Annotated in this window: 11 protein-coding genes; 4 read left to right on the top strand and 7 right to left on the bottom strand. The window is 43.7% G+C overall.

Annotation, left to right across the window (positions count from 1 at the left end):
- The first annotated feature begins 271 nt into the window (after positions 1-271).
- Positions 272-3,295, top strand: coding sequence for an HD domain-containing phosphohydrolase (locus L3V35_RS18475; RefSeq protein WP_237300426.1), 3,024 nt, complete (start codon positions 272-274; stop codon positions 3,293-3,295).
- 42 nt (positions 3,296-3,337) lie between these two features.
- Here L3V35_RS18475 and L3V35_RS18470 read toward each other — a convergent pair whose 3' ends face one another.
- A complete protein-coding gene (locus L3V35_RS18470) occupies positions 3,338-4,375 on the bottom strand; it encodes an EamA family transporter (protein ID WP_237300425.1) in 1,038 nt (345 codons plus the stop codon).
- A 91-nt stretch (positions 4,376-4,466) separates the two neighbouring features.
- Between L3V35_RS18470 and L3V35_RS18465 the strand changes: the two genes are divergently transcribed.
- Positions 4,467-5,393: a LysR substrate-binding domain-containing protein gene (locus tag L3V35_RS18465; RefSeq protein WP_054547064.1), complete on the top strand. Its 927-nt coding sequence runs from the start codon at positions 4,467-4,469 to the stop codon at positions 5,391-5,393.
- A gap of 58 nt (positions 5,394-5,451) precedes the next feature.
- Complete coding sequence (locus L3V35_RS18460) at positions 5,452-5,772, top strand: heavy metal-binding domain-containing protein (protein ID WP_004730185.1); 321 nt, start codon at positions 5,452-5,454, stop codon at positions 5,770-5,772.
- 185 nt (positions 5,773-5,957) lie between these two features.
- Here L3V35_RS18460 and L3V35_RS18455 read toward each other — a convergent pair whose 3' ends face one another.
- On the bottom strand, positions 5,958-7,235 hold the full coding sequence (locus tag L3V35_RS18455; protein ID WP_237300424.1) for a peptidoglycan DD-metalloendopeptidase family protein: 1,278 nt from the start codon (positions 7,233-7,235) through the stop codon (positions 5,958-5,960).
- A gap of 144 nt (positions 7,236-7,379) precedes the next feature.
- Positions 7,380-8,219, bottom strand: a complete 840-nt coding sequence (locus tag L3V35_RS18450) for an alkyl sulfatase dimerization domain-containing protein (RefSeq protein ID WP_065205922.1) — start codon at positions 8,217-8,219, stop codon at positions 7,380-7,382.
- Between the two features lie 300 nt (positions 8,220-8,519).
- Here L3V35_RS18450 and L3V35_RS18445 point away from each other — a divergent pair, with 300 nt between their 5' ends.
- Positions 8,520-9,011, top strand: a complete 492-nt coding sequence (locus L3V35_RS18445) for a cytochrome b/b6 domain-containing protein (RefSeq protein WP_081279975.1) — start codon at positions 8,520-8,522, stop codon at positions 9,009-9,011.
- A gap of 137 nt (positions 9,012-9,148) precedes the next feature.
- On the opposite strand, the gene L3V35_RS18440 is transcribed toward L3V35_RS18445, so the two are convergent.
- From L3V35_RS18440 to L3V35_RS18425, 4 genes are all read right to left on the bottom strand, one after another.
- Positions 9,149-9,580 carry a hypothetical protein gene (locus tag L3V35_RS18440; RefSeq protein WP_237300423.1) on the bottom strand — a complete coding sequence of 144 codons (432 nt, stop codon included), beginning with the start codon at positions 9,578-9,580 and terminating at the stop codon, positions 9,149-9,151.
- A gap of 134 nt (positions 9,581-9,714) precedes the next feature.
- Positions 9,715-9,981 carry a hypothetical protein gene (locus L3V35_RS18435; protein ID WP_054547069.1) on the bottom strand — a complete coding sequence of 89 codons (267 nt, stop codon included), beginning with the start codon at positions 9,979-9,981 and terminating at the stop codon, positions 9,715-9,717.
- Positions 9,982-10,215: 234 nt separating this feature from the next.
- Positions 10,216-12,000 (bottom strand): ABC transporter ATP-binding protein, encoded by a 1,785-nt coding sequence (locus L3V35_RS18430; protein WP_237300422.1) that lies wholly within the window; start codon positions 11,998-12,000, stop codon positions 10,216-10,218.
- Positions 11,994-13,757: an ABC transporter ATP-binding protein gene (locus tag L3V35_RS18425; protein ID WP_237300421.1), complete on the bottom strand. Its 1,764-nt coding sequence runs from the start codon at positions 13,755-13,757 to the stop codon at positions 11,994-11,996. The genes L3V35_RS18430 and L3V35_RS18425 overlap by 7 nt, the downstream gene beginning before the upstream one ends.
- Between the last annotated feature and the right edge of the window lie 176 nt (positions 13,758-13,933).

The following is a 13,933-nucleotide window of genomic DNA, read 5'->3' as shown; positions in this document are numbered from 1 at the left end:
CCTGCACCTTTTTCTGAAAAGGAGTGCTTCTGAAAAGGAATGCTTAATGGCAACAATTCGACCAGTTTATCAGCTGAAAGTGACAATTAGCACCTAAACATAAGGGTTTCTTGTGAGTTCATTTACACAGCACGATAATACGTGACTAACCAGAAGACACTAACGCTTTTCTTATCTAAGTAAAATCGTACATACTCGGTAATTACGCCAATTTTTTGCAACCTACCCAAGTTCGTCAATACTTAAACCAGTCTACAAACTGGAGTGTTAGATGAGAAGAAGACGATATCCGCTGAGTATCCACATCACTAGCCTTTTCTTAATTTTGACCACTCTTGTCGGTACCGTACTGATTTCGATAAGTTATCGGCACTCTCAAGAACTGCTTTTAGGCACCGTGCGCGAAGTCAGTAATGAACATCGCGATAAGTTGGAATCGGTATTTAAACAAGCTATTGCCCCAGTCATCACAACCTTAAACGTGATGGCAGTGAGCCCGTTTGTTGCTCATCAAACCTCCTCCGTCGAAAAAGAATCTTGGCTTGCTTCGGTCGATATCATCTTCAAACAAAATACTAACTTAGTCGCTCTGTTCTATGGCTCTGAAGATGGTGATTTCAGAATCTTTCGCCCTCTGAGTTCCATTAAACAGAGAGCCGATAACAACGCTCCCGCTAAAGCGACCATGATGGTCAGCAGCACCAATCTAGATGGTGAAAACTTTATTACCTTTCTCGATGGCGCACACCAAGTGATCAGTACCCGACAAGCCGAGAGTAAGTTCAACCCCACGACTCGACCTTGGTTTCGTAACGCAAAGCCTGACGGCTCAATACAACTCTCTGAGCCCTACCTGTTCTACTTCCTGCAAACCAATGGCATCACGCTTTCTAGACGTTCTTTGGATGGCAAGCATGTCGTTGGTGCCGACTTCACGTTGAAATCTCTCTCTTCCCAGATCAGTGAATTGGCTTACTCTCCACAAACCCGACTCGCTCTGTTCGATCAACATTTCAATCTTCTCGGCCAACATCAACTTGATTTATCAATCCCCAAGCTTACCTCCCAGCCTAATGACACAAGTAAAACTGAGAAAACGAATAACCAAACGACAGGGAAACTCTCTGGCAGTGAACAAGACCTAAGCTTTTTTAATGTGCCTAAGCGTGAACAGATGGAAGCATTGAAAGCATCCGTCATAGCACCACTTATCTCCGACGAAGAGAAATTAAACCTCAACCTAAAAAACGTTGAGTACAACTTAAACACTTGGGCATTGACGCTAACGCCTGTTGAGCTCACTCAGAATGTCACTTTATATTTGGCAGAGGCTACGCCACACAATGAGTTGCTCTCTGATCTTATCTCGATGCGTGACAAGCAAGTCGCCGTCGCGATTGGGATGTTGTTCATCTGCTTCGCTATCGTATGGTTTGTTGCTAATAGACTGTCTCAGCCTCTCAATACGCTGATGCAACTCACCGACAACATCGCACGATTTGACTTCAGGCGAACTCATTATCCCAAAAGCATGATTCAAGAAGTGGCTAACCTCGCCCACTCAATTGAGCTGATGGAACACACACTTCATGATCTTATTACGCTACTTCGAGACACGGCAGGTAATCAGGAATTTTCGATCTTAGCCAAAAATATTGCTCATCAAAGCTATTTAATTACTAAAGCAGAAACCATTGTCCTCTTCACTCAATCAAAAGAGAAAGATGTGTTTGATACGGCCGCGAACCTCGCCATTCTTCCCTTTAAGGCCGACATCAATGACTTCATCAAGCACACGCCTTGGTTGCTGTGCCAACTTAAATCTGGAGAAACCATCCACTTAAACCGAGAAGACAATGTTCTCAACTATTACCAAGATTCGATCTTCAATTCAGATCTGTACCTGTTTCCACTATTAAATCGTGAGAAGTTGTTGGTGGGTATCGTCGCAATTGGCTATGAAAGACCGATTACCAAGATGCAGTCAGACAAGCACGCCTTCTTACGAGAACTGCTCAGCTTTGCAGAAATAGCCAAAGATAACATTGACCAAATGCAGCAACAGAAAGACATGCTTAATGCCTTTATCGAGTTGATTGCATCAGCTATTGATACCAAATCACCTTACACGGGTGGGCATTGCCAGAGAGTGCCTGAACTCACCAAATGGCTGACTCAAGCAACCATTGATGATGACCGTTATTACCCGCAATTCTCATTGGATAGTAAACAGTGGGAAGAGTTAATGCTCGCCGCTTGGCTTCATGACTGCGGCAAGGTAACCACACCCGAGTATGTCGTAGACAAAGCGACAAAACTTGAAACCATTTACGACCGAATCCACGAAGTGCGAATGCGTTTCGAATTGTTAAAGCAACAAGCGGAAACCGACTACTGGAAAGCCATAGCGAACGGAGCGCTTCAAGAGGATCAGCTTAAGGTCCTCGAACAAAGCTTGTCAGAATTGGATGAAGAATTTGCCTTCGTTGCTGAGTGCAACCTTGGTGGAGAGTCGATGACGGACGAACAACTAGAACGCTTAGACCGAATAGCCAAGCGCCAATGGAAACGCACGCTGGATGATCAATTGGGGCTATCATGGTCTGAAAAAGAGAGGTTTAATGAACAACAAGACACGACAGAGAAGAGTGAAGCTGAGCCAGCAAGAAAAGACCAAATACTACCGGTGATGGAACCGCTACTTGCCGATAAGCCTGAGCATAAAATACCGTGGGACAATGGCTTTAGCCCTGCTGATGTATGGCAAGAAGCGTTTGTGCTTAAGCCAGGAGAAGTCAAATACAACCAAGGTGAACTGCACAACTTGAAAGTTCGTCGTGGCACGTTAAACGATGAAGAACGTTTCATGATCAACGATCATATTATTCAAACCTTCACCATGCTTAACAAGCTGCCTTATCCGTCTTACCTCCAGAATATTCCGGATATCGCCAGCGGACACCACGAGCGTATCGACGGCAAGGGCTACCCTAGAGGCTTAAGCGAAGACCAATTACCTCTACCGTCCAGAGCGATGGCCATTGCTGATGTCTTTGAAGCGCTCACCTCTAGTGATCGCCCGTATAAGAAAGGCAAACTCCTAAGCGAATCACTCAACATCATGACCGACATGGCCACCAGCGGTCATATCGATCCCAAGCTGTATTTGCTGTTCTTAGAAAACAAAATCTACGACAAATACGCTGAGCGATTCCTAGAGACTAAGCAGCGTTGCGAGATTGAACCAAACGAACACATCGACCGAGTAAAAGAGTACATACGCTCATTATTTTAAGTTTGAGCTAACCATTTAGTCTTTAGGCTATAAGATCAATGATTAGCTTTTAGCCGCAGAATCCAGCACCGCAACGTCCACTACAGTGGCTACCGTCGCTACAGCCACTGTGACTCGCGGTGTTTGCTTGGCTTTTGCTTTGCTGTGTCTCTTCGCTAATAGCGTGTTGGTAATGCTCGCCACAACAATCAGGTTAATGCCAATCATCTGCTGAGTAGAAAACACATCATCAAAGAACAAACCCTGCCATAAGGCGCTAAACAGCATGTTAGTAAAAATCAGTGGTGCCAACTGGGAACCGCTATCTGCAAGCTTATAAGCCTTGGAGCGGAAAATTTGAGTATTGATGGTAAACAGTGCGAGTCCAAATGCACCAAGTCCAATCCAACGCAAGCCATCAAACGACAGCAAAGTCGTTAAAGCTCCATACACACTGTCCCCCTTAAGTATATCTGGTACAGCAGAAACAGAAGTAAACACGAGCATAGGTATAACGAGTATTGCTGCGACTAAAAAGGTCCATGCGTTAAGCTCTGCTGGTGTCAGGCTGGTTTTAGATGCTCGGTACAGACTCACTTGCGAGCCAGAATTAAACACACCCGCTAGAAGTCCAAGCAATAGTGCAGGTCTAAAGAACTCCGAACCAAACTCAAACCGCGACCAATCCCCTGCCATCATCACTACGCCGAAGAATGTAATTGCTAAACATGCGATAGTCGTTGTATGAATCTTGGTTCCGAATATTAATTTTTCTAACAATGGAATAAACAGAGGCCCCGTACTGAATAACACCACACCTTCAACCAGCGTTAAGGTTTGTAGTGAAGTAAGGAAACACCACTGACACGCCACCATAAAGATCGCCCGCATCACTAAAGGTTTCCACATATCGAGTGAAGGTTTCGTTATTTTGTAGAACATCAAGAATAAGAATAAGAACAGACTGGGTAACAAAAAACGCACAAAACTGAGTAACGAGATTGGCATCACTTCAGATAGATACTTGGCCATCAAGCCACTCAAAGACAAACTGAACGTCGACAACAACATGAAAGTCGTCGCCTTGGTAATATCAGACATAATTATCACCTCCTATGACACCTATTTTAGAAGCGTGACGTGATGAAAAATAGCGAGTAATATTAACCATAACTGTAAGGAAAACTTACCAATGAAGAAACTCGTCCCGCTTAAATCCGTTTATGCTTTCATTGCTGTTGCTGAAACCGGCAGCATGACCGACGCTGCTCGAGTGTTGTTTGTCAGTCATTCTGCAGTAAGCCAAGCCATCAAATCACTAGAGCAACTGGTTAATAAACCGCTATTTCAGCGAGTAGGTCGTCGTGTTGTTCTTAATGCCGCCGGTAAGCGATATTATCGAAAGGTCGCGCCCGCACTTGAGCAAGTGATAGAAGCCACCGAAGAGCTTGCCAGAACGCCTAACGATCACCGTATCACTCTTAACATGGTGAACTCACTCGCGATGCACTGGTGGATCCCTCGAGTCCCCGAATTCCAAGCATTTGCTCCCTCACTTGATATCCGTATTTCGACATTAACCGGCCCTTTCGATATCGAACAAGAAGGTGTCGATATTGCCCTCGTACATGGCAAGCCAAACGAGTGGGAACAATATTACAGCGAAAAGCTCGGCGACGATGACCTGGTCTTGGTGTGCAGCCCTGCTCTATTGAAAAACCAGACCGGATTAAACGTCCAGCAACTCGTCAAACAAAACCCGACCATTGGCGTTTTTAACCTCAGGCGACAACACGACTGGCAAGTCTGGTGCGACAATTACCAAATCCCAATGCCCACATTCCATAGCAATCTAACGTTTGATGTCTCTATTCAAGCGGTTCAAGCTGCAATTCGTTCGTTAGGCGTATTGGTTACGCATCGCTTGTTTGTGAAAGATGACATCAGCCATGGGATGCTAGTGGAGTTGGGCGAACCCGTCGCGAATCCACACCAAGATTTCTATTTTGTTTGCCCAAAAAACAAATTAAAACAAGAAAGTGTGCTAAAACTGAGAACATGGTTAAGACATGAGTTCACACGCTCAGAGACATCACTGAGCGATGTTATTCAAGAATAAGACCAAACTATCAATCCATACAGCGAGTAAAAGCTCATCAAGCTTACAAGAGGCCATTATGATTATTACCACCACTCAATCTGTTGAAGGCAAACGCATTGTCGATTACAAAGGAGTTATCGCCGGAGAGGCCATTCTAGGCGTTAACGTTTTCAAAGATATGTTTTCAGGAATCCGTGACTTTGTTGGTGGGCGTTCTGGCACTTATGAAAAAGAGCTAGAGAAAGCACGTAACTACGCCTTCAAAGAGCTAGAACAAAAAGCCATTGAAGCAGGCGCGAACGCGGTTGTGGGCGTAGATATCGATTACGAGGTACTAGGAACGGGTAATGGCATGCTAATGGTATCGGCGAGCGGCACGGCGGTTGTCGTCGCTTAATCGCCTAGTCGCTCAATCGCTTAGCCACTTAGTCACTTAGTCACTTAAGATCTCAACACTTGAGCACTTGAGCACTTGAGCACTTAATCTATTAGGATACTGAGCAATCAGGCAGCCTAATGAAAACTCGTTCCAACCCTTTGATGAATAGCCGCCAGAGGGTTAGAACGGTTATAAGCTGATACTTAGCTTGATGTTACTCGTGCAACCTTTTGCCCTGAGAGCATGTCATCAAACGAGGCAACTCTCGCCAAGAATGCACCTTTATTTTCAGGTAAGATAGAACTCGCTAAAGGTAAGTTCGCTTTCATCGAATCCACCGCTCTTCCACGCACCAGTACTTCAAAATGCAAATGCGGCCCGGTTACGCGACCAGTCGTGCCAGACAACGCAATTTTCTGCCCACGCTTAACCTGTTGCCCCTTCTTAACCAAGAATCGGCTCAAGTGCAGATAGCGAGTTTTGTAAACACTGTTATGTTCAATCACTATGTATTTCCCCGCATACGGGTGGTTACGAATAGCAATAACTCGACCATCACCGGTTGAATAAACTGGCGACCCTACGGGTGTTGCGAAGTCAGTACCATTATGCGGAGATATACGTCCGGTCACTGGGTGCTTACGGTACGGGTTAAATGGCGAAGTAATTCTTCGGAATTGTTTGTCTATTGGGTAGCGATTGAACGCTTGCTCAAGGCTGTTACCCTCTCTGTCGTAGAAACGTCCATCCGGAGCAAGAAACGCGGCCACCTCCTTACCTCGTAACGTAATCGATATGCCTTGGACCTCTGTTTTTCCTGTTAGATGGTCGCCTGTGTATTGCTCATTGACCAACACATTAAACTCATCGCCCGCTCTTAACTGCTTTGAGAAGTTAATCTTGTCTCTCAACGTTCGAGTAATATTGGCTATCTGGGCGGTTGTTAATCCCGCTTTGTATGCTGACGTTGAAAAACTGCCATGAACGGTGCCCGTATAGAGCTTTTCTTTCCATTCGCCAGGCATTTCATGAAATTGGTAATTAAAGCTTCCGTCATCATTTTTAGTGAAGACAGCTTGCTCTACGAGATTTTCATGGAAAATCAGCTCTACGAGTTGTTTAGAGTCACTATCCAAAAGCAACTCTAGGTGATCGCCAGGCTTTATTGTATCGAGCTTCAAAGACTCAAGATCCGCTTCCATCACTTTTTGAACTGTCTCATAAGGCAGTTTCCATGACGAAAAGATGTTGCTGAGCGTATCTCCAACCTTCACGAAGTAATGCACTTTTACCAGTGTTCTTGAGCTTGAATCTGAATCTGTATATGAGTTTGATGCCCCCTCTTGATGAGTTAATAAATCTTTATAAGGGGTGACTTGAATTGAGATTTCTTCTGGTGCTTCGGATTGAAAATGGAGTAAAACGGAAAGCGAGAATGCACTGATAGCGATTACGATCAGGCCAATAGGGAGGAACTTCATAAAATACTTAGCGGTTATAACAAGGAACTTGGCAAGTGTTATAACATAACAATTAATTCAAAAGAATAAACGAAATGTAAGAAACCGTTCCACAAAAGTTGCCAAAATATGGTGGGCGTGTGAAGCCCACCACCTTAAGTGACATTACTCTTCACAAAGCGCTTCAAAACGATCTAAGCCGCGCAGCATCTCAAAGTCTGGCTCTTCAGCTAGCAACTCTCTCATTGAACCACTCGCTTCAATAGAACGCTCTAAGTCATCGATAGCCTGACCTTCTGCTCCTAACCTTGCATACGAACAAGCACGTTGATACAAGGCGTGGGCATTTTGGTCATCCACTTCTAACACGCGGTTACATAGGCTCATTGCCCAGTGGTATTCCTGCATATCCATCGCAGCATCCGCTTTATAGGTCAACGCTTCTAAATCACCCGGACGAACCTTCAATATCTCATCGTAAATTTCAATCTTCTGCTCGGCGGTTTGAGCGTTTTGCGCTCTGAGCCATAAATTGTGAATCTCATTGATGATTTCGATTTCTCGGTTGTTCTCTGAGATAATTCTGGTCTTACGCTTAAGATCCCTTTCAAGAACATTGAATTTCTTCTCGTAGTCTTGAGCAATCGAATTAAGTCGCTGGTCAGCCATTTCTTTGGTGGTGTGTTTGAGGTCTTTCAGTGATTGCCAACCAACCAATGCAATAAGAGAAGCAACACCCGCAATAATATAGAAGAAATACGTGACCGTGACATTGGCATAATTCAATGACTTATCGGCGACTGTAAGCTCACGATCGGTCATCTGAATGGTCAAGCGCCTTTCCAGATCTTGCTGTTCCATTCGCAACTGCTTCAACTCATCTAAGATGTAGCGTTCCATCAATGGTCGGTCTACATACTCTTTCTCTGAGTATTTAACCTCCTCGCTTGCAAAGCTCATGGTCGTGACCAGTGATAACACTGCAATCAATAGGGTTCGAAGCATTTATACATTCCTTATATATTTAATCTTTGTTAACTGTATCTCTTAATCGCAAGACAAGCTAGAAAGTTGGCAATTCTGCCTTCTCCTTATTGGAATTAACACTCTAAAACATCATTGATTATTATAAAACACCTGAAGCAACATCATTAATTTCTAAATTATAAAAATACCGCGTAATACTGTTCTATATAATTAATTCGCGATGCGAATATACCAAGAGTTGATTTATTGCATCGAGATGAATCTTATATTAATAACGATCAGAGCGAGGTTAATTTGAACAATCCACGATACGATTTAATGAGCCGGGTGCTGCACTGGGTCATGGCATCTGTCATCATCTATGCAACAGTCGCAGGGTATGTGATGCACTATGTCACCAGTCATCCAGAGCTATTTTCTTTTCTGTCAGTGCTCAACATGTCATTGGCGACCATTGCGACGCCATTATTCGTGGTTCGTTATGTCTGGAGCCACTTCCGGTCATCACCAACTATGCCACTGTCTGTGCCTGAAGGGCAAAAATGCGTTGCTAAACTTGCTCACTCCCTGATGTATCTAGTGATGTTTATGGTTTTCAGCACCGGTTATTTGATGCTGAAAGAACCTTATTCGTTATTCTGGTTAGTGATCGTGAATAACCCAATTACCGATCCTGCAATCAACGGCTTCTTTTTCTATTTACATCGTGCCAGTTGTATTGCCCTAGCCTGTTTAGTTGTTCTTCATGTTTGTGCTGCACTTAAACACCACTTTGTCTCTAGGAACTATGTATTGAAGATGATGATTTAAATTTTGGAGGGATATTTAAGTAATATAAGTGATGTTCTCAGTATTCGAGGTAATCATCTGCTTTAAAAAATTCAGCATGGTTTACACAAACAAAAAGCCATAGCATGTTTCGCTATGGCTTTCTTATTTCAATTTGATTACTTGGTTTGGGTATCAAGCATCACTTGCCAGTATTCACACTTGGCCAAGAACTCTTTTAAATATAGCTCTGGGTTCGCAAGCTTCTCACCGCCTTTAACATCAGCCCCAGTCACTCGCCAAAAGCCACGAGTTACCAAGTTTCGGTGGTAAATAAAATCGTTGAGTTCATTTGTCTTCAAAGGAAGTTGCTCACCAAACGTCTGTTCGTATAGGCTCAGCATAGAGGCTTGCTCACTTGGCTTTTCCCTTAAAAAGGTATCCAAATCCAAGCCTAGTGACTGTTGTTCCTTTGGCAGTGCTTTAGCTAATTTAGAGATAACACTGAACAGAGCCAACTCAACTTTTTGAGACGCTAATAACGATGCCCCTAAAAGCGCATGTTCATTGGAAATGTGTTGCTCTGTTGATGAAGCGGTTGCTGTTGTCACTGTGTTAACCTCAAATAATCATAACGGGGGTTACTGAACTGGATAGAGCCTTTTCATTACGCTGAATCTTATTCTTGTAATTAAGAAGAATCTTACAGTTAAGCAGAGTCTTGTATCTAAGCAAAGTCTTACAGCTAAGCAGAGTCTTTTAGCAGAACGCGGTCAGCATCAATAATGGTGAAGCCCGATGCATCTTCATTCTTTTCGACTTGCACTAAACCTTTAAAACCAACCTGCGACAACTTCTTCGCAAGGTGATCCGGTGCTGTTTCAAAAACAACATCCATAAAAGGTAAAGACTCAGCATCAACAAAACCATGCTCGTTAAACAGTTCCATTGCTTGAGATAAATGGTCTGAGTCGGTTAATTCGATAATTTCTACAACTTCTTCCAACAACATTTTCGATTCCATATTCGCCAGAAAGTGACTGACACAAGCACTTACGTTTTGCTCGCATACATCCCGATGTACGAAGACACCCCTTTAGTAGTAGGGAGATCATAACATATTAATAATCGAAAAATATGTTTAATTTCCCTAACCTCTTGGGAGTATTAGAAAACAATAGAAACTGGTGAAGCATAGACAAGGCCAATTTATCTCATCGAAAGCAACAGCCTAAATTTGAGGCAATCAGGCTACCGTAACTTGGGAATCGCCCGTTTCGACAATCGATTCATTCAACAACCCTGCGTAAATTCCATTGTATGCCACCAGCTGTTGATGATTACCTTGCTCAACAATTTCACCCTTTTCCAATACCAGAATCGTATCCGAGTGACGAACGGTACTCAAACGGTGCGCAATCGCAATCACGGTTTTTTCCTTGAACAGGCGCTGCATCGCTTTTTGAATGAGGTCTTCGGTGATTGAATCTACCGAACTGGTCGCCTCATCGAGCATCATCAATTGACCACCCTGTGCAACCGCTCTAGCAAACGAAATAAGCTGCGTTTGCCCCACAGACAAATTGGAGCCGTTCTTTTCCAAGTGGAAGTCATAACCTTGTGGCAATTGTTCAATAAACTTATCGGCATAAACATAGCGCGCTGCCTGCTCAACCTCAATTCTAGATAAATGCGTTTTACCCAGCGCGATATTGAATTGGATTGTCTCTTCAAATAAGTGCACGTCTTGCATCATCATTGAGAACAAATGAGCAGAGTCTTCGCTTGAGATCTGCGACAGCTCTATTCCATTCAGTAGAATGCTGCCTTCATAGTCTTGGTAGGTTTTAGAGATTAGACGCAGAATTGTCGACTTGCCCGATCCCGTAGAACCCACAAGCGCGATTTGATGCCCTTTCTCCAATACAAACGAAACATTCTTTAGAACGTAGGGAGAGTCGTCTTTGTAACGGAAGCTCACGTTCTTAAACTCCAGGCTCACAAACTGTTCGAGCTGTTTTTCAACCTTGTTAGATGGCAGCAGGTTGCGCCCTTCCTCTTCAGTCGGCTCAACAAACAGCTCTTCAATATGGTCAAACGCTGCAAATGAACTCTGAATCGAAGCAATCTGTGAAGTAAAGTCACGGATCGGAACAAACACTTTTTCTAAAGTGTTGATGAACGCAATCAGCACACCCAAGGTGAGTGCCCCTTCTATCACTTGCTCAGAGCCATACCAGATCATAATTGCGATCGTGATTGAGGTAATGCCCGAGATAAACGAGAACAAAATCGCATCGTATTTATTGATTTTCTTCTGTGCTCTCAGAAACTCATCAGTATAGCCTTGGTAGCGTTGTTCGACTTGTTCTTCGGCTCGATACATCTGAACCGTTTTCATACCAAATAAGACTTCTTGTAAAAAGCCAATACCACGAGCGAGCGAAGAACGAGTCACCTTATACAAAGCGCGAAGTCGGTTTCTCACATACACCGTCAAGTACATCACTGGCGGCATGATAATCAACACAATCATCGTTAACTGCCAGTCAATGAAGAACATCATCACCAACAGAGCAATGGTATTGATGCTGTCTTTAACTAGACCTACAACCGACTGAACAAATGTCTCACCGATGGTTTCCAAGTCACTGGTTAATCGTGAAAGCGTGACGCCAATCGGTGTGTTATCAAAATAGCTGCGTGGCAATTTAAGCACGCGAGCAAACAACACTGAACGCATGTCGGTTATCGTATATTGACCCGTTTTACGCAGGTTATATGAATAGATAGTATCCACCACATAACTAGCCACCAGAACTGCGACTAGATAGAAGACGTACTCGAGCAGTCCATCCATATCCCCATGGCTCAGATGTACATCAATCACTAGAATGATCAGCCAAGGAAACAATAAGCTTGTAATTACAGAGAGCGGAAGCATAGCGATGCCCAGAATCGCAGAGCGTTTGTATTTCTTAGCAAACTTTAAAAAGTGCTTGAGGTACTTAAGATCAACACCTTTTAACATGCTACTGCCTCCGTTTCATTCTGCTGTAACTGCCATGTATCGTAATAGTAATCACATGTTTTCAATAACGTTGCATGGTCACCCTTCGCGATCACTTTACCTTCGTTCAACACGATGATTTCGTCCATATATTCAAGGGCATTAACACGGTGTGAAACCACAAGTACCGATTGATTTTCCAAGCGCTTAAACAGGCCTTCCAAAATCTTACGTTCTGTTTCATAGTCGACAGCCGATAGAACGTTATCCATGATGATCAGGTCTGTGGGTTGCAATAAAGCACGCGCAATACTTAAGCGCTGCTTCTGGCCGCCTGACAGCATGATCCCTTTCTCACCGACTAAGGTTTGGTCACCATGCTCAAAACGAGTAACGTCACTCGCCAACTGGCTAAGCTCAAGTACTTCATCAACCTGATTCTTTGACAAGTCAGTATCTAAGCTACCAAAACGAATATTATCCTCGACGGTTGCTGAAAACAGGAAAGGGTCTTGAGTCACGGTTTTTACATAACGGCGCAAGTCACTGCGTGAGAAGCTAGTGATATCCCTTTCGCCAAGGAAAACCGAGCCTTCTGGTACATCCAAATGATGATTCAAGCAGTTCACTAATGTCGTTTTACCCGCTCCGATTCCACCTAGCACACCCACTTTCTTACCAGCAGGAATATCAAAACTGATGTCATCAAGAATCACACGCTCTTCACCCGAATAGCTGAAGCTGAGATTGCGAACGGAAAACGTTTTTCCCCTTAGCGATTCAACATCTAACTCCGTGAGCTTATCTTCATCAAGCTCGGGAACTTTGGCATTAAGAATAGTCTGTGCGCTCTGAATACCTACCATGCCACGCTGATAAATGGTCGCGATTCTGCCAAGCTGCATCAATGGCATAGCGAGTAAAACCGAGTAAGTTAGGAAAGCAGTGATCTCACCGAGGGTTAGCTCTTGTCTCATTAACATGTAGCCACCAAGCCCAAGAATGATGATTTTCATCAAGTCATTGGCGTAATCGAGTACTGGCATAAAGAACACCTGAATACGTGTAATTTTAAGGCGGCACTCAAGCAATAACTGGTTAAGCTTTTCAGTTTCGGCTTTCACCCAAGGTGACATCTGCTGACTCTTAATCAAATCAATCCCAGACAGGTAACTCATTAGCTGAGCAGACAAGTTTTGTAAACGTTTCATGTGCTCTAAATGCAGTATTTTCATACGCTTGAAGCCCACACGAAAAATCACAAAAGCGATTGAGATAGGAATAATCGAATACAGTGTGAGTTCTGGCGATATGCGCCACATGTAGAGCGGTGTTAATGACAGTGCCAACAGGGCATTAAAGAACTGCAGAAAGCCCACACCAAACAGTAAGCGAATGCCACTGAGGTCATTATTGATGATGGAGATCAGTCTGCCTGACGCAAACATCTGGTGAAAGCTGTTAGGTAAACGGTTTAACTTTTGGAGAAGTGTCGTCTTAAGCGCCGCCTCTGTAATCCGCCCAGGGTTAAGCGCATAGATACGAGACAATATACGCACCACAACCATGGCGACTGACATGCCAACCACAATCCAAACATAGGTTTGAAGCTGCTGATGACCGCTTGAGGAAGCATCATCAATCAGATCTATCGCCAATTGGATATAGCGTGGTATTTCAACTTGAAGCCAATTTACGAGAAAAATGAACACAATCGCTAGTAAGTACGAGGTGCGATTCATGCGCAGATAATGGGCAATAAACTGTCTTTTATTCATAGTATTCTTTGTTTAGGGCAGGCTCACAGCGAGAACTAGAGATATGACCGGGCAGCTAGCTAGGGTCATCACTGAGCTAAAGATACATTAAAACCACTTGGTTGACAATATCAACTACATTCAGTGATTTATTACTGCTATTACATTTTAGCATTGCTAGAAACAACTTTGCCGCC

Source organism: Vibrio sp. L5-1 (genome assembly GCF_021728315.1).
In the GTDB taxonomy this organism is placed as follows: Bacteria; Pseudomonadota; Gammaproteobacteria; order Enterobacterales; family Vibrionaceae; genus Vibrio; species Vibrio splendidus_K.
The sequence above is the reverse complement of the archived record's forward strand: the minus strand, read 5'-3'. Positions and strand labels throughout refer to the sequence as shown.

Coding starts and splice junctions, on each gene's coding strand:
- L3V35_RS18475 (WP_237300426.1), top strand. CDS start 272: ATGAGAAGAAGACGATATCCGCTGAGTATCCACATCACTAGCCTTTTC.
- L3V35_RS18445 (WP_081279975.1), top strand. CDS start 8,520: ATGAGCCGGGTGCTGCACTGGGTCATGGCATCTGTCATCATCTATGCA.
- L3V35_RS18455 (WP_237300424.1), bottom strand. CDS start 7,235: ATGAAGTTCCTCCCTATTGGCCTGATCGTAATCGCTATCAGTGCATTC.
- L3V35_RS18450 (WP_065205922.1), bottom strand. CDS start 8,219: ATGCTTCGAACCCTATTGATTGCAGTGTTATCACTGGTCACGACCATG.
- L3V35_RS18465 (WP_054547064.1), top strand. CDS start 4,467: ATGAAGAAACTCGTCCCGCTTAAATCCGTTTATGCTTTCATTGCTGTT.
- L3V35_RS18430 (WP_237300422.1), bottom strand. CDS start 12,000: ATGTTAAAAGGTGTTGATCTTAAGTACCTCAAGCACTTTTTAAAGTTT.
- L3V35_RS18425 (WP_237300421.1), bottom strand. CDS start 13,757: ATGAATAAAAGACAGTTTATTGCCCATTATCTGCGCATGAATCGCACC.
- L3V35_RS18435 (WP_054547069.1), bottom strand. CDS start 9,981: ATGTTGTTGGAAGAAGTTGTAGAAATTATCGAATTAACCGACTCAGAC.
- L3V35_RS18460 (WP_004730185.1), top strand. CDS start 5,452: ATGATTATTACCACCACTCAATCTGTTGAAGGCAAACGCATTGTCGAT.
- L3V35_RS18470 (WP_237300425.1), bottom strand. CDS start 4,375: ATGTCTGATATTACCAAGGCGACGACTTTCATGTTGTTGTCGACGTTC.